At 40.3% G+C, this 20,427-nt stretch carries 21 protein-coding genes; all 21 read left to right on the top strand.

What is annotated here, in order from left to right:
• Positions 1-11: 11 nt before the first annotated feature.
• The 21 genes from KHA95_RS06215 to hslU all read left to right on the top strand — a co-directional run bounded on the left by KHA95_RS06215 (position 12) and on the right by hslU (position 20,392).
• Complete coding sequence (locus tag KHA95_RS06215) at positions 12-344, top strand: putative DNA-binding protein (RefSeq protein ID WP_213136926.1); 333 nt, start codon at positions 12-14, stop codon at positions 342-344.
• An 11-nt stretch (positions 345-355) separates the two neighbouring features.
• A complete protein-coding gene (ffh, locus tag KHA95_RS06210; RefSeq protein ID WP_213136615.1) occupies positions 356-1,702 on the top strand; it encodes a signal recognition particle protein in 1,347 nt (448 codons plus the stop codon).
• Positions 1,703-1,804: 102 nt separating this feature from the next.
• Positions 1,805-2,077 carry a 30S ribosomal protein S16 gene (rpsP, locus tag KHA95_RS06205; protein WP_213136614.1) on the top strand — a complete coding sequence of 91 codons (273 nt, stop codon included), beginning with the start codon at positions 1,805-1,807 and terminating at the stop codon, positions 2,075-2,077.
• Between the two features lie 11 nt (positions 2,078-2,088).
• Positions 2,089-2,322 carry a KH domain-containing protein gene (locus tag KHA95_RS06200; RefSeq protein ID WP_213136613.1) on the top strand — a complete coding sequence of 78 codons (234 nt, stop codon included), beginning with the start codon at positions 2,089-2,091 and terminating at the stop codon, positions 2,320-2,322.
• 72 nt (positions 2,323-2,394) lie between these two features.
• Positions 2,395-2,787: a YlqD family protein gene (locus KHA95_RS06195; protein ID WP_213136612.1), complete on the top strand. Its 393-nt coding sequence runs from the start codon at positions 2,395-2,397 to the stop codon at positions 2,785-2,787.
• A gap of 6 nt (positions 2,788-2,793) precedes the next feature.
• Positions 2,794-3,312, top strand: coding sequence for a ribosome maturation factor RimM (rimM, locus tag KHA95_RS06190; protein WP_213136611.1), 519 nt, complete (start codon positions 2,794-2,796; stop codon positions 3,310-3,312).
• On the top strand, positions 3,312-4,031 hold the full coding sequence (trmD, locus tag KHA95_RS06185; RefSeq protein WP_213136925.1) for a tRNA (guanosine(37)-N1)-methyltransferase TrmD: 720 nt from the start codon (positions 3,312-3,314) through the stop codon (positions 4,029-4,031). The genes rimM and trmD overlap by 1 nt, the downstream gene beginning before the upstream one ends.
• A 952-nt stretch (positions 4,032-4,983) precedes the next feature.
• Positions 4,984-5,328, top strand: coding sequence for a 50S ribosomal protein L19 (rplS, locus tag KHA95_RS06180; protein WP_213136610.1), 345 nt, complete (start codon positions 4,984-4,986; stop codon positions 5,326-5,328).
• A gap of 246 nt (positions 5,329-5,574) precedes the next feature.
• Positions 5,575-6,117: a signal peptidase I gene (gene lepB, locus KHA95_RS06175; protein ID WP_213136924.1), complete on the top strand. Its 543-nt coding sequence runs from the start codon at positions 5,575-5,577 to the stop codon at positions 6,115-6,117.
• Between the two features lie 12 nt (positions 6,118-6,129).
• Complete coding sequence (ylqF, locus tag KHA95_RS06170) at positions 6,130-6,987, top strand: ribosome biogenesis GTPase YlqF (RefSeq protein ID WP_213136609.1); 858 nt, start codon at positions 6,130-6,132, stop codon at positions 6,985-6,987.
• A 610-nt stretch (positions 6,988-7,597) separates the two neighbouring features.
• Positions 7,598-8,365 carry a ribonuclease HII gene (locus tag KHA95_RS06165; RefSeq protein WP_213136608.1) on the top strand — a complete coding sequence of 256 codons (768 nt, stop codon included), beginning with the start codon at positions 7,598-7,600 and terminating at the stop codon, positions 8,363-8,365.
• An 18-nt stretch (positions 8,366-8,383) separates the two neighbouring features.
• Complete coding sequence (locus tag KHA95_RS06160; RefSeq protein ID WP_213136607.1) at positions 8,384-9,658, top strand: hypothetical protein; 1,275 nt, start codon at positions 8,384-8,386, stop codon at positions 9,656-9,658.
• Positions 9,655-9,939, top strand: coding sequence for an EscU/YscU/HrcU family type III secretion system export apparatus switch protein (locus KHA95_RS06155; protein WP_213136606.1), 285 nt, complete (start codon positions 9,655-9,657; stop codon positions 9,937-9,939). The genes KHA95_RS06160 and KHA95_RS06155 overlap by 4 nt, the downstream gene beginning before the upstream one ends.
• Before the next feature lie 97 nt (positions 9,940-10,036).
• Entirely contained in the window at positions 10,037-11,197 is a 1,161-nt protein-coding gene (gene sucC / locus KHA95_RS06150; RefSeq protein ID WP_213136605.1) for an ADP-forming succinate--CoA ligase subunit beta, read from the top strand.
• Positions 11,198-11,275: 78 nt separating this feature from the next.
• Positions 11,276-12,178: a succinate--CoA ligase subunit alpha gene (gene sucD / locus KHA95_RS06145; protein ID WP_213136604.1), complete on the top strand. Its 903-nt coding sequence runs from the start codon at positions 11,276-11,278 to the stop codon at positions 12,176-12,178.
• Between the two features lie 62 nt (positions 12,179-12,240).
• Positions 12,241-13,119: a DNA-processing protein DprA gene (gene dprA / locus KHA95_RS06140; RefSeq protein WP_249316611.1), complete on the top strand. Its 879-nt coding sequence runs from the start codon at positions 12,241-12,243 to the stop codon at positions 13,117-13,119.
• A 203-nt stretch (positions 13,120-13,322) separates the two neighbouring features.
• Positions 13,323-15,395: a type I DNA topoisomerase gene (topA, locus tag KHA95_RS06135; RefSeq protein ID WP_213136603.1), complete on the top strand. Its 2,073-nt coding sequence runs from the start codon at positions 13,323-13,325 to the stop codon at positions 15,393-15,395.
• Between the two features lie 673 nt (positions 15,396-16,068).
• Positions 16,069-17,373 (top strand): FADH(2)-oxidizing methylenetetrahydrofolate--tRNA-(uracil(54)-C(5))-methyltransferase TrmFO, encoded by a 1,305-nt coding sequence (gene trmFO, locus KHA95_RS06130; RefSeq protein ID WP_213136602.1) that lies wholly within the window; start codon positions 16,069-16,071, stop codon positions 17,371-17,373.
• A gap of 60 nt (positions 17,374-17,433) precedes the next feature.
• Positions 17,434-18,333, top strand: coding sequence for a tyrosine recombinase XerC (gene xerC, locus KHA95_RS06125; protein ID WP_213136601.1), 900 nt, complete (start codon positions 17,434-17,436; stop codon positions 18,331-18,333).
• Positions 18,334-18,358: 25 nt separating this feature from the next.
• A complete protein-coding gene (gene hslV, locus KHA95_RS06120) occupies positions 18,359-18,901 on the top strand; it encodes an ATP-dependent protease subunit HslV (RefSeq protein ID WP_213136600.1) in 543 nt (180 codons plus the stop codon).
• Between the two features lie 102 nt (positions 18,902-19,003).
• Complete coding sequence (gene hslU, locus KHA95_RS06115) at positions 19,004-20,392, top strand: HslU--HslV peptidase ATPase subunit (RefSeq protein ID WP_213136922.1); 1,389 nt, start codon at positions 19,004-19,006, stop codon at positions 20,390-20,392.
• The last annotated feature ends 35 nt before the right edge of the window (positions 20,393-20,427 follow it).

Here is a 20,427-nt window from a genome sequence, read left to right as displayed (position 1 = left end):
ATGTAATGACCATGCTTGAGAAAACAACGCGTTTGAATTATTTATACGACTTTTATCATGCGCTGTTAACTCAGAAGCAACAAAGTTATATGTCCCTCTATTATCTTGATGATTACTCCCTTGGAGAAATCGCTGAGCAATATGAAGTAAGCCGACAAGCGGTTTACGACAATATTAAGCGAACCGAAGCCATGCTGGAGGAATATGAGAAAAAATTGTTGTTATTTCAAAAATTTCAAGAGCGAAAAAATATTACCGCACAATTAAAAATAGATTTAGCTGAAGGGAAATTAGATGAGGCTAAACTAAGCGAGTATTTGCTTGCGCTTGAAAAATTGGATTAGGGGGCGGCATTATGGCATTTGAAGGATTGGCCGACCGATTACAGGCAACGATGCAAAAAATCCGCGGAAAAGGGAAAGTTTCTGAAGCGGATGTTAAAGAAATGATGCGTGAAGTTCGACTTGCGCTTCTTGAAGCCGACGTCAATTTCAGGGTCGTGAAACAGTTTGTTTCGAAAGTAAGTGAACGGGCTGTTGGACAAGAAGTAATGAAAAGCCTAACACCTGGTCAGCAAGTCATTAAAGTTGTAAAAGAAGAGCTTACCGAGCTCATGGGCGGAGAGCAAAGTCAAATCGCTGTCGCCAAAAGACCCCCGACGGTCATTATGATGGCAGGGTTACAAGGTGCGGGGAAAACAACAACAACTGGAAAACTTGCCAATTTACTTCGGAAAAAATATAACAGAAACCCATTGCTTGTTGCTGCGGACATTTATCGCCCAGCAGCAATTAAACAGCTAGAAACATTAGGTAAGCAACTCGGCATGCCTGTGTTTTCCCTAGGGGATCAAGTAAGCCCTGTTGAAATCGCTCGTCAAGCGATTGAAAAAGCGAAGGAAGACCATCATGATTACGTATTGATCGATACGGCTGGTCGTTTGCATATTGACGGGGAATTGATGGATGAATTAAAAGCGATTAAAGATGTTGCAAATCCGGACGAAATTTTTCTTGTCGTCGATGCGATGACAGGTCAAGATGCTGTCAACGTTGCGCAAAGCTTCAATGATCAGCTAGAAATTAGCGGTGTCATTTTAACGAAGCTCGATGGTGATACACGAGGAGGGGCGGCATTATCGATTCGCTCCGTAACCGAAAAACCGATTAAATTTGTCGGGATGGGTGAGAAACTGGATGCACTTGAGTCATTCCACCCTGAGCGAATGGCATCAAGAATTCTTGGGATGGGCGATGTGCTTACATTAATCGAGAAGGCCCAAGCGTCTGTTGATGAAGATAAAGCAAAAGAATTGGAACAGAAATTCCGTACAGCTTCATTCACTCTTGATGATTTCCTTGACCAGCTTGGCCAAGTGCGCAATATGGGGCCACTTGACGAACTATTAAAAATGATGCCGGGTGCGAATAAGATTAAAGGCATGGACAATTTGCAAATCGATGAGAAGCAAATTGGGCATGTAGAAGCGATCATTCGTTCCATGACAACAAAGGAAAAGCTGCAACCTGAAATTATTAATGCAAGCAGGCGACGGAGAATTGCGAAAGGAAGCGGAACGACTGTACAAGAGGTGAACCGTCTTTTAAAGCAATTTGAAGATATGAAAAAAATGATGAAGCAAATGACAGGAATGCAGCAAAAAGGCAGAAAAAAAGGTGGATTTAAACTACCTTTCATGTAAAAACATCATTACTTTTTAGATGTTAAGAAAAAACACTTTACAAACAAAACACAAATCGGTATTATATTATCTTGTGTGAAACTATTCGGAGGTGCTAGTAAAATGGCAGTAAAAATTCGTTTAAAACGTATAGGAGCAAAGAAAGCTCCATTCTATCGTATTGTAGTAGCAGATTCTCGTTCACCACGTGATGGACGTATCATTGAAGAAATCGGAACATATAACCCGGTTACTGAGCCAGCACAGCTGACAATCAATGAAGAAACAGCTATTAAATGGTTGAAAGATGGAGCAAAGCCATCTGACACAGTGCGCAACTTGTTCTCTAAGCAAGGTATCATGGAAAAATTCCATAACGCTAAGAATAGCAAGTAATTGTGATACGTATGGAAAAGCTCATTTTGTCGATTGTAAAACCAATTGTTGATTATCCCGATGACGTTCGGGTACATGTGAATGAGGAAGAACAACGCATCACCTACCGTCTTGCTGTTCATGAAAATGATATCGGCAAAGTAATCGGTAGACATGGTCGGATTGCAAAAGCAATTAGAACCGTTGTATATGCGGCAGCAGGGTCAAAACAACATAAGAGGGTATACATGGAAATCGACGAATAGGGAGGGGGAACACCTCCCTTTTTTTGACTTAAAAAAATAAAGTATACATAATCCAAATCGGAGGATGATACAATGAAAATTCTCCAAAAGGTAACAGTGAAAAGGGTACTCACAAAGGTAAGTAAGCAACAATTGCTTGAAAAATACGAGAAAAATAAGCAACAATTACATAAAGAATGTGATCAGCTATTATTTGAATTAAAAAAACTGCAAAGAACAAAAAAATATTCGACATCCCATCTAAAACAGCAGTTCAATAAAGAAATTGAGATGCGGAAGGAAAAGATTAAATTAATAGAATTTCAAATTGAACAACTCGAATTGCTTCCACTAGGGGCGGAATTAAAAGACGATGACGTTGAAGCAATTGTTGAAATAAATGTCGGCGATAATTGGGATGATATGATGAAGGGCAAAATCATTATTATCGAAGACGGAATTGTGAAAGAGATTCGCGAGAGGTGAGAAAGAATGGCAAACTGGTTTAATGTTGGGAAAATCGTTAATACTCATGGCATTCATGGTGAGGTAAGGGTGATTTCCAAAACTGATTTTCCAGAAGAAAGATATGCGGTCGGCAATCAGCTCATGCTTTTTCTGCAAGGGAAACAAGAACCAATTGCGTTAACAGTGAGAAGCTATCGTAGACATAAAAATTTTGATTTATTAATGTTTGAAGGATATACAAACATTAATATGGTCGAAAGCTGGAAAAACAGCATTTTAAAAGTGAGTGCTGAACAATTAGGGGAATTACCATCAGGTGAGTATTATTTTCACGAAATCATCGGGTGTGATGTCATTACGAATGACAATCGATATATTGGTGTTGTAAAAGAAATCCTTACACCAGGCGCGAACGATGTTTGGGTCGTTAAAAGTGAAAGTGGTAAAGAGATTCTCATTCCATACATTGCGGATGTTGTTATTGACATTTCAATTAATGAAAAGAAAATTATCATTGAACCAATGGTAGGTTTGATCGAATGATGAAGATTGATGTTTTAACGCTTTTTCCTGAAATGTTTTCCGGTGTCTTTGGTTCTTCGATTTTAAAAAAGGCGACTGAAAAGGAAGCCGTCTCCTTCCAACTTACCAATTTTCGAGATTTCTCTGATCACAAGCATTCGGCTGTTGATGATTATCCGTATGGTGGTGGAGCCGGAATGGTGCTAAAGCCGCAACCGATTTTCGATGCTATGGCACATATCAAGGAAACGAATGATACGAAACCACGGGTCATTCTGTTATGTCCCCAAGGTGAACGCTACAATCAACAAAAGGCAGAAGAGCTAGCAAAAGAATCCCATCTCGTTTTCATTTGTGGTCATTATGAGGGGTATGATGAACGTGTGCGTGAGCATATCGTTACTGATGAAATTTCGATCGGCGATTATGTACTGACGGGTGGAGAGCTTGGAGCCATGGTAATCATTGATTCGGTCGTCCGTCTCCTACCAGGAGTGCTCGGAAATGACGAATCTGCTGTGCTTGATTCTTTCTCGTCTGGCTTATTGGAACATCCTCATTATACAAGACCTGCCGATTTCAGAGGGATGAAAGTCCCTGATGTATTGCTATCTGGCGATCATCGTAAAATCCAAGAATGGCGAGAAAAAGAATCATTGAAACGGACAAAAAACCGCAGACCAGATCTATTAGAAAACTATCCTCTCACAGAGGAACAAAGAAAATGGCTAGAAGAATAAATTGAACAAAAATAGTCATTAAAAAGACCCGTTAAAAAATAAGGGAACTGAAACAGTTCTCTTAATGCAGAGATTATTCGTATTGTTGATTTCCGATCCAGATGGCCGCTTTTCGCGGGCGGTCCGTGAGCTTCCTCACGCCAAGGAGATATCGGTCACGAAGCAGTTGCCACACAATGTGGCGGCTTCAGGCTTCGATCCTATAAACGGCTCCTGTGGAATCTTGCGTAGATACGTTTTTCCCCCAATAGCTGCCCAATCAACAGAGCTGATGAAAGCTAAACAGTGCCTATGAAAAAACAATCCCTTCGTGTGTAATTGGACCATTTAATCATCCAATTACACTTTTTTGTTTATAAGAGAAAATAATCGTGTTGCCCCTAATGAATTTGACAAAGGAAACGTTTAATTTAAGCCCTTTTATAGCCAATGATGATGGCGTACCAGAATCATCTATTCCGTCAAATGAAAGAGTTGAAATTCCAGATTCTAGGTAACCTTATTGGATTGCATTCAAGTTTGAAACGCGTTGATTGGAGTGACGGCTGTCGACTCCGGCGGGATGTGCGTGCAGCTTGAGACCCCACAGGAGCGCTTGCCGCGACGAGGAGGCTCAAGACACGCCCCCGGAAAGCGTCCAACCAAAACGGAAATCAGCACCCCTATCCCACCGTACCAACCTTAATAAAAAATTACTTAATAGCACGTTTGTCTTGCCATGCCTGAATCGTGCATGAGTACCAAAAAATAAATCTAACAATCTTTATTCCGAAAAAACCTTTGCCCTTAATGAATAGCGTAAACTTTACAAAATAGCAATTGCATTCACTTTGCTCATATGCTATTATAATTGAGTGGCTAGGGAGGGTTGACCCATTCTAGTTCGAAACAACGTTGTTCCGCTGCATGTTTTTACGTATGCAAGAGCTTCGGTTGGAAGGAGATGAATTCGATGCACAAAATTATTGAAGAAATTACAAAAGACCAACTTCGCAATGATCTACCATCTTTCCGTCCTGGAGATACTGTTCGTGTTCACGTTAAAGTTGTTGAGGGAACACGCGAAAGAATCCAGTTGTTTGAAGGTGTTGTGATTAAGCGTCGCGGAGGCGGGATCAGTGAAACATTCACAGTCCGCAAAATCTCTTACGGTGTAGGAGTTGAGCGTACTTTCCCTGTACACACTCCACGAATTGCGAAAATTGATGTCGTGCGTCGCGGTAAGGTTCGCCGTGCTAAACTTTACTACTTACGTAAATTACGTGGTAAAGCAGCTCGTATCAAAGAAATTCGATAATAATACAGCATGGATGCCGTATAGATCAGTATACTGCCCGCTGGATGAAATGAAGAGATTCAAGAAAAGGAGCTTATTGACAAGCTCCTTTTCATATTTATAGATCAAATGATTCCATCACTAAATGGACCTTGTGCTTCCTAAACATTCCTTTTGGAAATAAGGTTCGTTTTCCTGTACAATAGGGAATACATGTAAGAAATGATACATATGTCGGTTTCTAGTATTGAATTGGACGGTGAAATGATGACAAAAGAGAAAAATGAGATTTGGGAATGGACAAAGGCATTATTAATTGCAATTGGTTTGGCGGTAGTGATTCGCTATTTCCTATTTGCTCCGATCGTGGTTGATGGCTCATCGATGATGCCGACCCTTCATAACGGAGATCGGATGATCGTCAATAAATTAGGGAAGCCCGATCGATTTGATATTGTTGTGTTTCATGCTCCAGAACAAAAAGATTATATTAAACGCGTAATTGGTTTGCCTGGTGATACCGTCGAGTATCGAAACGATGTTTTATATATTAATGGCGAGCCATTTGAAGAACCATATTTGGATGTGTATAAAAGCCAAATTACGGAAGGGTTGTTAACTCCTGACTTTAAGCTAGAAGAGCTCCCAGGAGGACATGTAACGGTCCCAGAAGGGCAAGTATTCGTCATGGGTGACAATCGCCGCTTTAGTAAAGATAGCAGACATATCGGAACGATTGATATGAGCGCCATCATTGGTGATACGAAAATTGTCTATTGGCCGGTAAAAGATATTAGACTTGTGAAGTAGGAGAGAATAAATATGACGATTCAATGGTTTCCTGGGCATATGGCAAAAGCCCGCCGGGAAGTAACGGAAAAGCTAAAATTAGTAGATATTGTGTTTGAGCTTGTTGATGCTCGAATTCCGATATCATCGTCAAACCCGATGTTAGGCGAAATCATTCAGCAAAAGCCACGTCTCGTCTTATTAAATAAAGCAGATATGGCCGATCAAGAAAAAACGCGCAAATGGATTGCTCATTTCGCAGAACATCAAATAACAGCTTTAGCGATTAATTCCCAAGCGGGCACCGGTATGAAGGAAATCGTGAAGGCGGCCCAATCGCTTCTTGAAGAAAAGCGGAATCGCCAAAAAGCACGAGGGATTAAACCGCGAGCGATTCGAGCGATGATTATTGGGATTCCTAATGTGGGAAAATCAACACTTATTAACCGCCTAGCGAAAAGAAACATCGCTAAAACAGGAAATACCCCTGGTGTGACAAGAGCGCAGCAGTGGATCAAGGTCGGAAAAGAGCTAGAATTACTAGATACACCCGGGATTTTATGGCCAAAATTCGAAGACCCGGAAGTTGGGTATAAGCTTGCTTTAACAGGAGCAATAAAAGATCAATTATTAAGCATGCAAGATATTGCTGTCTTTGGTTTACGCTATCTAGAGGAATTTCATCCAGAGCGCTTAAAGGAGCGCTATCAGCTTTCAAAGATCCCGGATGAGATCGTCGAGCTCTTTGATCAAATCGCCATACTGCGCGGCTGCTTAGCCTCGGCAGGTGAAGTTGATTATGATAAAACAGCGGAGCTAATCGTCAGAGATTTAAGGTCACAAAAATTTGGACCGATTACGTTTGATTTGCCTGAACAAAGCCCGATTTAAAGATCACACTAACGGAAGGTATTAAAGGTCCTGCGATATATATAGGGGTCATGTGGAATGCTGTTGATTTCCGCTCCAGGCGGATGCTTTCCGGGGGGCGTGAGCCCCGGGCCAACAGGATGTTAGTCATGAAGCCGTTGCCACACGATGTGGCGACTTTAGGCTTCGTTCCTTAAATTGTGCTCCTGTGGGGTCTCGCGTTTACCGCTAATACCCGCTGGAGTCGTACAATCAACGGAACTTGCTTTAAATCAATAAAAAGAATTGGTAACTTAAAAGTGACTTTAAAAGTTCGAAATTTTGAATTTAGAGTCATTTTTTTATGCATCTTTTTCATTCAATGGTTTTAATATACGTTTTACACTGCACATTTAGGGTGCTAATTGAATTTAAAAATCAACTTCTTGTTGCGACAGCCTTATGTTGCAAAAAAATGATTTAACAATTTATCTTTATTTTGGTTCTGTTGGAAGTTTTAACGAATTTTTAAACGTTGATTGGAGCGGAAGGCGAAGTGCCTGAAGCGCAAATCAACACCCAATTTAAAAGCATTTCAGTGACCCATTTCGGGATCTTATTTTTTCAAATCAATAAAAAGCTGGTGTAAGAAATGAAATCAATCGCAATTCAGGAAATAAAAGATATAATAGCAAACATAACTGATGAAAATGATCCAATTTTCGTTGAGCTTGCCGAAGATTCAAGGAAAGGTGTTCAATCTCTCCTAAAAAAATGGCAGCGTGAACACCAAATTCGTGAGGAAAAAAAGCAACGGTTCATTCATATGTCCCAGTATGAAATAGCAGCAAGAAAAGAAGGATTTGAATGGATCGCAGGCATTGATGAAGTGGGGCGCGGTCCTCTTGCTGGCCCAGTCGTTTCAGCTGCGGTCATATTAAGACCAGATCAATACATAGAAGGATTAGATGATTCAAAGAAAATGAGTGGAAAAAACCGCAATAAACTCTATGAACAAATTAAAGAAGAGGCAGTTGCAATTGGAATTGGTGTCATTTATTCGGACGAAATTGACCAGATCAACATTTTTGAGGCAACGAAAAAATCAATGCTTCAAGCGATTAAACAGCTATCACAAGAGCCGGATCTGTTATTGATCGATGCTCTTCATCTAAACACTCCATATACAGAACAAAGTATCGTAAAGGGAGATGCAAATAGCATATCGATTGCGGCAGCCTCGATCATTGCAAAGGTTACTCGTGACCGAATGATGGCCGAATATGACAAGCAATACCCTGGATATGGATTTGCTCAACATATGGGTTACGGAACGAAAGCACATCTAGCTGCAATCGACGCATTTGGCGCATGTCCGATTCATCGAAAAAGTTTTGAACCAATCAAATCAATGAAATGATCGCCTAGAGGTGAAGAGATGAAGATCGAAACAGCGTTAAAAACATTCTTTCCTGATATGCTGCCGGCTGGGAATATAAGCTTTAAGCCAGGACAAATTTTTTATGGGAAGGTACAGCAACTATTCCCCAACCAACTCGCGAAAATACAAATCGGTGGACAGACAATCATTGCCAAGCTTGAAGTAGCTCTCAAGCAAGGAGAAGGGTACTGGCTTCAAGTTAATTCCGATGATGGAGAACAACGATTAAAACTGCTAGCAACCCGAGAAAGTGGAGTGAAAGATAATAGCCCGACGGCATTGCTTCAACAACTGTCGATTCCAAATGATAAACAAAATCGCATGCTCGCTCAATTTTTAATGAGTAATCCTCTCTTGCTTTCCAAGGAGGAAATTATGCGAGCTGGAGAGCTTATAAAGCAAACGAAAAACACCCCATTAGGATTGCAAACATTGAAGCATATCGTTCAAAGGGGAATGCCGCTTACAGAAGCCGTTTTTACTTCCCTGCTCACTGCCCGTAATGATGTAACGACAGGAACCTTATTGCAGTCATTGCAAGCGGAATTTACTAGGGAACAACAAATGAGTGGCGCGGCACGGGAATTAAGCTCATTTTTACAAAAATGGGATCAGGAGAATGGAATCAATACGAATAAGCAACAAAATGCGGAAGATGCTTTGCGGCAAATGAAACAAGCGGTTAGCCGGCTTGGGTTATTTTATGAAAGGGACATCACTGATCCATCGATTAATAAGCATGAAATAAATCAATCGCTAAAGCCGCTTCTCATCAAATATATCCAAGAAGCTACCCCATCTACCACATCAAAACATGTAGCCGAGCAATTATTAATGCGTATGAATGGTCAACAATTATTATCCTATGAAAATGGACCAATCCAGCATATTGTTTATGAAGTACCAATCCAATTTGCCGGATATAACACAGAGCTAACGATCCAATGGGAAGGAAAGCGAAATGAGAGTGGTCAAATCGATCCGGATTTTTGCCGAATTCTTTTTTATTTGGAGCTTGAATCATTAAAAGAAACGGTTGTTGAAATGCAAGTGCAAAATCGGGTCGTTATCGTAAATGTGATGAACCATTCACCTATGTTAAAAGAAGCGGCTCAGTCATTTATACCGGCATTGAAAGATCGATTATTGCAATTAAATTATCAATTATCAGCGGTTCATTTTAAACCATTTGCAAACAACGCAAACAATCCAATGAAGAAAACATATGAGCGAGGCAATTCCGCCTATCATGGAGTGGATATACGCATATGAAAAAGGATGATCGGAAAATAAACAGAAAAGAAGCAATCGCTTTAAAGTATGAGCAGGAAACAGAATTGGCCCCTATTGTCGTTGCTAAAGGAAAAGGAATGATTGCAGAAAATATATTAGAAAAAGCAAAGGAGCATCATATCCCTGTTCAAGAAGATGCTTCACTTGTTGAATTATTAGGGCAGCTACACGTAAATGAAGCGATTCCAGAGGAATTATATAAAGCGGTCGCAGAGGTGTTCACGTTTGTCTATCAATTAGATAAGAAACACTCCGAATAATATTGCTTTCAGTCGATAAAGGTGGACATCTTTCTTTGCTTTTAATACAATTAAATAGCAATCTATTTTTTCTAAGAGTTTGACAGGAGGATGGGAAATGAATATCCATGAGTATCAAGGTAAAGAAATCCTCAGAAAGTATGGGGTAACTGTACCTTCAGGTAAAGTTGCTTTCACCGTTGATGAGGCAGTCGAGGCGGCGAAAGAACTAGGAAGTGATGTTTGTGTAGTGAAAGCGCAAATCCATGCCGGTGGAAGAGGGAAAGCTGGCGGGGTCAAAGTCGCGAAAAATTTAGAAGAAGTACGTACATATGCGAATGAAATACTAGGGAAAACGCTAGTAACTCCGCAAACGGGTCCTGAAGGCAAGGAAGTTAAGCGCCTTCTTATTGAAGAAGGATGCGATATTAAAAAAGAGTATTATGTTGGAATCGTTGTAGACCGTGCAACCGATCGCATCGTTTTAATGGCATCTGAAGAAGGTGGAACAGAAATTGAGGAAGTTGCAGCGGCAACACCCGAAAAAATCTTTTACGAAGTGATTGACCCAGTTGTTGGATTAACTGGATTCCAAGCGCGCAGAATCGCTTTTAATATTAATATTCCAAAAGAATTAGTCGGAAAAGCGGCTAAATTTATGTTAAGCCTTTACAAAGCGTTCGAAGAAAAGGATTGTTCGATTGCAGAAATCAATCCACTCGTTGTAACAGGTGACGGAAATGTAATGGCACTTGATGCAAAGCTAAACTTTGATGCGAACGCTTTATTCAAGCATAAAGATATTTTAGAGTATCGTGATCTTGATGAAGAAGATCAGAAAGAAATCGAAGCATCTAAATATGACTTAAGCTATATTTCTCTTGATGGAAATATCGGCTGTATGGTAAATGGTGCCGGGCTTGCGATGGCAACAATGGATATCATTAAGCATTACGGCGGCGATCCGGCGAATTTCCTTGATGTTGGTGGCGGTGCTACGGCTGAAAAGGTAACGGAAGCGTTTAAAATTATTCTTTCCGATGATAATGTGAAAGGAATTTTTGTCAATATTTTCGGTGGAATTATGAAATGTGACATCATTGCGACAGGTGTTGTCGAAGCTGCGAAGCAAGTAAGCCTCGATGTACCACTTGTTGTTCGTTTAGAAGGAACAAATGTTGATCTTGGCAAGAAAATCTTGAACGAATCAGGATTAAATATTATTGCTGCTGAATCAATGGCAGACGGAGCACAAAAAATCGTTGAACTTGTTGGATAAATGTCACAATTGTTTTCTTATTGTTTAGGGAATTCCTAATTTATCAAGCAGCCAGAAATTTGAAAGGCAGGGAAAATCATGAGCGTGTTTGTAAATAAAGATACGAAAGTCATTGTTCAAGGAATTACCGGCTCAACAGCCCTTTTCCATACAGAACAAATGCTAGAATATGGCACGAAAATTGTCGGCGGGGTAACACCTGGTAAAGGTGGGACAGAAGCTGCTGGAGTGCCGGTGTTTAATACAGTATCAGAAGCTGTGAAAGCAACTGGAGCAACTGCTTCGGTTATTTATGTGCCAGCGCCATTTGCGGCGGATGCAATTATGGAAGCGGTGGATGCAGAGCTTGATTTAGCGATCTGTATCACGGAGCATATTCCGGTTCTTGATATGGTAAAAGTAAAGCGCTATATGGAAGGAAAGAAAACGCGTCTTGTCGGTCCAAACTGTCCTGGGGTTATTACGCCTGAGGAATGTAAAATCGGCATCATGCCAGGGTATATTCATACGAAAGGTCATGTTGGGGTTGTTTCCCGTTCCGGAACGTTGACATATGAAGCCGTTCATCAGCTTTCACAAGCAGGTGTAGGGCAGTCAACAGCAGTTGGAATCGGTGGAGACCCTGTAAATGGTACGAACTTTATTGACGTACTAAAAGCGTTTAATGAAGATCCCGAAACGGAAGCGGTTATTATGCTTGGGGAAATTGGCGGTACGGCTGAGGAAGAAGCAGCAGAATGGGTAAGAGTGAACATGAAAAAGCCGGTCGTAGGCTTCATCGGCGGGCAAACGGCACCTCCAGGAAAGCGTATGGGACATGCTGGTGCAATTATTTCCGGAGGACAAGGTACAGCAGCTGAGAAAATGCGCGTCATGACAGAATGCGGCATTAAAGTGGCTGAAACACCTGCAGTAATTGGCGAAACGATGATCACATTATTGAAAGAAAAAGGATTATACGAAAAGTGTAAAACGCATTAAAACCATGTGAAATAACCCCTCGTGGTGAGGGGTTATTTCATGATGATAAAAATGAGATGAGGTTGATTGCTATTTTTCGAGAAAAATTATTGCATCTGATTCATTGCCGCACATTGACACATCGATCACTAAAAAAACTTCTCACATACGATCCTCGATTAACACATCTGTATTCCTACTCAATCGATACATTTCAACAAATATTGCAGTTAGAACCACCTAAAATCAAAGCGTTTTTAAATGAATTTCAGTCGCTAAAAATAAAGGCATTACTCAAGTTGTATGAAACAAAAGGCATTTCAATCATACATCTCGAAGATCAAGAATATCCCTCCATATTAAAGGAAATTCATGATCCGCCATTCGTCTTATTTACGATTGGAAATAAACAGCTCTTACAGAAGAATATGTTTGCTGTTGTCGGTGCACGCGACGCCAATTTATATGCAAAAGAAACGTTAGACCTGTTAATTCCTCCCCTAATAAAGCGCGGATTCGTTATTGTAAGTGGGCTCGCGAAAGGAACAGATACGTTGGCACATGCGCGCACAATTGAACATGGAGGGAAGACGATTGCTGTATTAGGAGGTGGATTTTTTCATTTATATCCCCGCGAAAATCTTCGGCTTGCAAATGAAATGAAGCAAGATCATTTACTCGTTTCGGAATACCCACCTATTCAAAAGCCAGAAAAATGGCATTTTCCAATGAGAAACAGAATCATTAGTGGCCTTGCGAAAGGAACATTAGTCGTACAGGCAAAAAGCCGAAGTGGTTCGTTAATTACCGCTGATTTCGCTCTTGAGTCTGGGAGAGAGGTATTTGCAGTTCCTGGCCCAATACACCATCCTCTTTCCGCGGGCACGAATCATCTGATTCAACAAGGCGCGAAGCTCGTCTTAAATGCTCAAGATATTTTAGATGAAATCATAGTAGATTAATTGATTTTTTTACTTATAAAAACATAAAAACTTGCAATTCCCTCGAGAGTAGGATAAATTTTTCAAAAGATGTGACGGTAAAGGCGCATCATTCCTTTATTGACAAAAATTAGATATCCGTATAGTATTTACTCTGATTTATATATGAGTATGTTTTTTGAACAATATAAAGAAATAATGAATACCTCTAGGGAGGATTTTGCATGTCGGATTACTTAGTAATTGTTGAATCGCCGGCGAAGGCGAAAACGATAGAACGATATTTAGGGAAAAAATATAAAGTAAAGGCATCAATGGGGCATGTGCGTGATTTGCCAAAAAGCCAAATGGGTGTCGATGTTGAAAAAAACTTTGAGCCGAAATATATTACGATTCGTGGAAAAGGGCCGATTATGAAAGAATTGCGAACGGCCGCAAAAAAAGCGAAGAAAATTTATCTCGCGGCTGACCCGGATCGAGAAGGTGAGGCAATCGCTTGGCATTTAGCCCATAGTCTCGATGTCGATATTGATTCGGATTGCCGAGTCGTATTTAATGAAATTACAAAGGATGCTATTAAAGAGTCGTTTAAGCATCCGCGTCCAATTAATATGGACCTCGTTGATGCCCAACAAGCTCGGCGGATTTTAGATCGACTTGTCGGTTACAATATTAGTCCATTGCTTTGGAAAAAAGTGAAAAAAGGATTGAGTGCTGGCCGTGTTCAATCAGTGGCTGTCCGTCTTATTATTGATCGTGAAAACGAAATAAAAAATTTCATTCCAGAAGAGTATTGGTCGATCGAAGGAGCATTCCTTAAAGGAAAAAAACCGTTCCAAGCTGCATTTTATGGCATGGACGGAAAAAAGTTAAAGTTAGGCTCGGAATCCGACGTAAATGCGGTGCTTGATCAGCTAACGGGAGATACATTCAAAGTAAAATCGGTTGTCAAAAAAGAAAGAAAGAGAAATCCGGCTCCGCCTTTTACAACTTCATCTTTACAACAAGAGGCAGCACGGAAACTAAATTTTCGAGCGAAGAAAACGATGATGCTCGCCCAGCAATTATATGAAGGAATCGATCTTGGAAAAGAGGGTACTGTTGGATTAATTACGTATATGAGAACTGATTCAACGCGAATTTCTGAAGTGGCACAAGCAGAGGCTCTTGATTATATCATGACGAAATATGGGAAAGAGTATACGATCGAAAAACAAAAGACAAAAAACAAAGGAAAATCTCAGGATGCGCACGAGGCGGTGCGTCCGACAAGCACAATGCGTGAACCAAGCGCCTTAAAAGCTTATTTAAGCAGAGATCAGCTTCGTCTTTATAAATTAATTTGGGAACGTTTTGTTGCTAGTCAAATGGCGCCAGCTGTGATGGATACGATGTCTGTTGATTTACAAAATGGACCGGTAACATTCCGAGCAAATGGTTCAAAAGTAAAGTTTTCCGGATTTATGAAAGTGTATGTGGAAGGCTCCGACGATCAGCATGAGGAAAAAGAAAATTTACTGCCAGATTTAAGTGAAGGTGACGAAGTAGTTGCCGAGAATATTAATCCGAAGCAGCATTTTACGCAACCGCCTCCAAGATATACAGAAGCTAGGCTCGTAAAAACATTAGAGGAGTCAGGAATTGGACGCCCATCAACATATGCGCCAACATTGGATACAATTCAAAGACGTGGATATGTTGCGCTTGAAAATAAGCGCTTTGTTCCGACCGAGCTTGGTGAGATTGTACTAGAGTTAATCATGGAATTCTTCCCGGAAATTATCGATGTGGCGTTTACAGCGAAGATGGAAAACGATCTTGACCACATTGAAGAAGGAAGTATTAAATGGGTTTCGATCATTGATGAGTTCTATCAGTCATTTGAAGTCAATCTGAAAAAGGCCGAAGAAGAAATGAAAGAAGTAGAAATAGAAGATGAGTATGCTGGGGAAGATTGTGAAAAATGCGGAAGTCCAATGGTAATCAAAATGGGGCGTTTCGGTAAATTTATGGCATGTAGCAATTTCCCTGATTGTCGAAACACAAAAGCGATCGTAAAACAAATCGGTGTTACATGTCCAGCTTGTAAAGAAGGGCAAGTGATTGAAAGAAAGAGCAAGAAAAATCGGATCTTTTATGGCTGTGATCGTTATCCAGAATGTGAGTTTGTATCATGGGATAAACCGATTGAACGACCATGTCCAAAATGTGATAGCTTGATGGTTGAAAAGAAACTGAAAAAAGGCATTCAAGTTCAATGTACAGCATGTGATTACAAAGAAGATACCCAGCAATAATGATTTATTATATATGTTGAATTTATGATTTTACACTTTCCAGCTGATTGGAGCGGGGGGGCGGTGACACTAGCGGGGCTAGCGTAAGCTGAAGACCCTGCTGGATCGCAGTTTAAGGTCACGAAGCCGTTACCACATCTTGTGGCAACGGCTTCGTGACCAACAACCTGGGGCCCAAGGCTAAAGCCGAGCCTGCGGAAAACATCCGCGCGGAACGGAAATCAGCGGTTAGCTGAATGATTTATTTCAACTTATTAGCATCCACCAAGGAGAATGATTTGTTCTTTTGGTGGATTTTCATGTTTAATCATATCACGTATGTAATTTAAACTAGCTTCCTAGAACGCAAAAATATATGGACTTGCAAGCTATATAAGTTGTAAGTAAGAGTATCATTTAACCGTTTTTTAAAAGAGTTGTTTGGAGTGGAAGGCGGCGACTCTGTGACCAACAACCTGATGGCCCGAGGCTTACCTGTCCACCTTCAGAAAACGCCCGCCTAGAACGGAAATCAACGGTGTTTATTTTCTACTTTTATGTATGTTAGTTATTTTAACTTATATATTCAAGTTAATAAAAAGGCGCAACATTTTTATTTCGACCGCCAATAGTGTAAAATGCAATAGTAATACTCAATTATTACTCGCATTGGGTAATTTCAGGAGGTAAATAAATGGTTCAAACTGTTAATATCGTGGGTGCAGGCCTTGCGGGTAGTGAAGCTGCATGGCAACTTGCTAAACGGGGAGTTCCGGTAAATCTGTACGAAATGAGACCGGTTAAGCAAACACCTGCCCACCATACGGATAAATTTGCTGAACTTGTATGTTCAAACTCACTGCGGGCCAATACTTTAGCAAACGCAGTTGGTGTGTTAAAAGAAGAAATGCGTATGCTTGATTCGGTAATTATCAATGCTGCCGATCGGTCATCTGTACCAGCAGGTGGTGCACTTGCAGTAGATCGCCACGAGTTTGCTGGCTATGTTACTGAACAAGTAAGGAATCATCCACTTATTACTGTATATAATGAAGAAATAACGGAAATACCTGAAGGGATTACAATCATTGCTACTGGACCGCTTACAAGTCCAGCGCTTTCAAAGCAATTACTTGAACTTACAGGCGAAGATTATTTATACTTTTATGATGCAGCTGCGCCAATTATCGAAAAAGACAGCATTGATATGGATAAAGTATATTTAAAATCAAGATACGATAAAGGGGAAGCGGCATACTTAAACTGTCCAATGACAGAGGAAGAATTTAATCGCTTTTATGATGCTTTAATTGAAGCCGAAACCGTACCGCTAAAAGAATTTGAAAAAGAAATCTTTTTTGAAGGGTGCATGCCAATCGAAGTCATGGCTGCAAGAGGGCGAAAAACGATGCTTTTTGGCCCATTGAAGCCAGTTGGACTCGAAGATCCGAAAACAGGTAAACGACCGTATGCAGTTGTTCAGCTTAGACAGGACGATGCAGCAGGAACATTGTATAATATTGTTGGCTTTCAAACACATTTAAAATGGGGACCACAAAAAGAAGTATTGCAACTCATCCCAGGTTTGGAAAACGTCGAAATCGTTCGCTATGGAGTCATGCATAGGAACACATTCATTAATTCTCCGAAAGTGCTTGCGCCGACATATCAATTTAAAGCTCGTCCGACATTATTTTTTGCTGGGCAAATGACAGGTGTGGAAGGGTATGTTGAGTCAGCTGCAAGTGGATTAATGGCAGGAATTAATGCAGCAAGATTAGCGAATGGAGAGGAACCGGTCGTTTTCCCGAACGAAACAACAATGGGAAGTCTTGCACACTATATTACAGCGACGAATTCGAAAAATTTTCAACCGATGAATATCAACTTCGGATTATTGCCTGAACTGCCGGAGAAAATCAGAGATAAAAAAGCAAGAAATGAACAGTATGGCGAAAGAGCATTACGAACAATTCAAAACTTTGTGAAGAGTTTGTAACATTCGTTGCAACGACCACTAAATTATGATAAAATTTAGAAGTCTTTGTGAGGTGAGCCTGTGAAAGAATTTTCTGATCAGTCAGTCTTCTCCTTTGTTGAGTATTTGCAGATTGAACGAAATTACTCACATTATACGATTGATTTTTACAAGAAGGATATCGAGCATTTTTCTATGTTCATGGCTGAACAAGGGATCGAACGTTATTCGGATGTTGAGTATTTGGACGCACGATTATACGTAACAGATCTGTATAATAAAAAATATACTCGTTCAAGCGCAGCGAGGAAAATCTCAAGCTTGCGAAGCTTTTATAAATTTTTATTAAAGGAAAAAATCATTGAAGAAAATCCGTTTGCATTAGTAATTCACCCAAAATCGGGAACGAGGCTGCCTAACTTTTTTTATGAAGAGGAAATGGAGCATTTATTTGCAGCATGCTCAATACCTACTTTATTAGGGAAACGTAATTTAGCGCTTATTGAATTATTATATGCAACTGGAATTCGTGTAAGTGAATGCACGAACATTCAATTAAAAGATGTTGATTTTGATTTTTCCACGATTTTAGTAAAAGGAAAAGGAAGAAAAGAACGCTATATTCCATTTGGAAGCTTTGCATTTGATGCCCTTCTTACATACATCGAAGAGGCGAGAAACAATCTAATTCAAGGAGAAGATCATCAGTATCTTTTCGTTAATTCTCGGGGCGGTCCATTAACAGCTCGTGGAGTACGCTATATTTTGACGAAAGTGATTGATGAAGCTTCGTTAACAGGAAAGATTCATCCGCATATGCTTCGTCATAGCTTCGCAACTCATATGTTAAATAACGGAGCAGATATGCGTACGGTACAGGAATTACTCGGGCATGAAAATTTATCTTCAACGCAGGTTTATACTCATGTGACAAAAGAACACTTGCGCAAAACATATATGAATCATCATCCCCGGGCATAGCAATATAAGCTAGGAGGAAAAAAAGATGGGGCAATTCCATGCGACAACAATTTTTGCGGTTCAGCATAAAGGACAATGCGCGATGGCTGGTGACGGACAAGTGACATTTGGAAATGCGGTTGTTATGAAGCATACAGCAAAAAAGGTGAGAAAGTTATTTAATGGGAAGATTTTGGCAGGGTTTGCAGGATCCGTTGCGGATGCTTTTACGTTGTTTGAGAAATTCGAAGGCAAATTACAAGAGTTTAATGGGAATTTGCAGCGTGCTGCGGTAGAGCTCGCAAAAGAGTGGAGAAGCGATAAAGTATTACGTAAATTAGAAGCGATGTTGATCGTGATGGATAAGGATCACCTCTTGCTCGTTTCAGGAACTGGTGAGGTCATTGAACCTGATGATGGAATTCTTGCGATTGGCTCTGGAGGCAATTATGCATTAGCTGCTGGTAGAGCATTAAAAAACTATGCATCCGATCATTTAACCGCAAAGGAAATGGCGCAAGCTGCATTGGAAATCGCGGCTGATATTTGTGTGTATACGAACCGGAACATTATTTTGGAAGAATTGTAACGTCTCTTTTATAAACATCCGGCGAATATCGAATCGACGATTGAGATTTCTTATATTGCGTAAGGAGGGACCAGTTTGGGAGCTAATAAAAAAGGGTCATCTATGACTCCAAAACAAATTGTAGAAAAACTGGATCAATATATCATTGGTCAAAAAGAAGCGAAAAGAGCGGTCGCAGTCGCATTGCGCAATCGCTATCGTCGCAGTTTATTAGATCCTGCCATTCGCGATGAAATCATTCCGAAAAACATTTTAATGATCGGTCCAACAGGTGTCGGTAAAACAGAAATTGCTAGAAGAATGGCGAAGCTAGTTGGCGCTCCGTTTATTAAAGTGGAAGCGACAAAATTTACTGAAGTAGGATATGTTGGTCGTGATGTTGAATCGATGGTCCGCGATTTAATGGAAACATCGGTCAGAATCGTTAAGGAAGAAAAAATGCTCGAGGTCCGAGAGCGGGCAGAAAAACAAGCGAACCGCCGTCTTGTCGAGTTACTCGTTCCATCAAAAAAGAAAGCAGAAGGGTTTAAAAATCCATTTGAAATGATTTTTGGTGGACAGCAGCAAGATGATGATAGTGAGCAAGAGAAACAACAGGAATATACAATCCGTGAACAAAGGAAAGTTATTTCAGAAAAACTAGCTGCGGGCGAGCTTGAAAACGAAATGGTGCAAGTTGAAGTAGAAGAACAGCAGCCATCGATGTTCGATATGTTACAAGGATCAGGGATGGAACAGATGGGCATGAATATGCAAGATGCCTTAGGCAGCCTCATGCCGAAGAAAATGAAAAAACGGACATTGCCTGTCAAAGATGCGCGTGTTGTTTTAACGAACGATGAGGCGCAAAAATTAATTGATATGGATGAAGTCTCTCAAACGGCGATTGCACGTGCTGAACAAACAGGTATCATCTTTATTGATGAAATCGATAAAATCGCTAGCAAAGGCAACCAATCTTCTTCAGCTGATGTTTCGAGAGAAGGGGTTCAACGCGATATTTTACCGATTGTTGAAGGATCAACCGTTGTTACGAAGCACGGTCCTGTGAAAACCGATCATATTTTATTCATCGCAGCAGGGGCATTTCATATTGCGAAACCATCTGATTTAATACCAGAGCTTCAAGGGCGTTTTCCGATTCGAGTTGAGTTAAATAAATTGTCTGTCGAAGATTTCGTTAGTATTTTAACGGAGCCGGACAACGCTTTATTGAAACAATATACGGCATTATTGGAGACGGAAGGTATACAAATCGAATTTTCTGACGATGCTATCAATAGACTTGCAGAAATCGCATTTAATGTAAATCAGGAAACAGATAATATCGGGGCGAGAAGGCTTCACACAATTATGGAAAAATTGCTCGAAGATTTATCATTTGAAGCGCCGGAAGTGACGTTAGAGAAAATTACAATTACGAAACAATATGTTGATGAAAAATTAGGTGCAATTGCAACAAATAAAGACTTAAGTGAGTTTATATTGTAAAAAGTTTGAATAGGTCAGAGTGCGGGAATGATACT

The sequence above is a fragment of the Bacillus sp. FJAT-50079 genome, from assembly GCF_018343515.1.
In the GTDB taxonomy this organism is placed as follows: domain Bacteria; phylum Bacillota; class Bacilli; order Bacillales; family Bacillaceae_C; genus Lederbergia.
The sequence above is the reverse complement of the archived record's forward strand: the minus strand, read 5'-3'. Positions and strand labels throughout refer to the sequence as shown.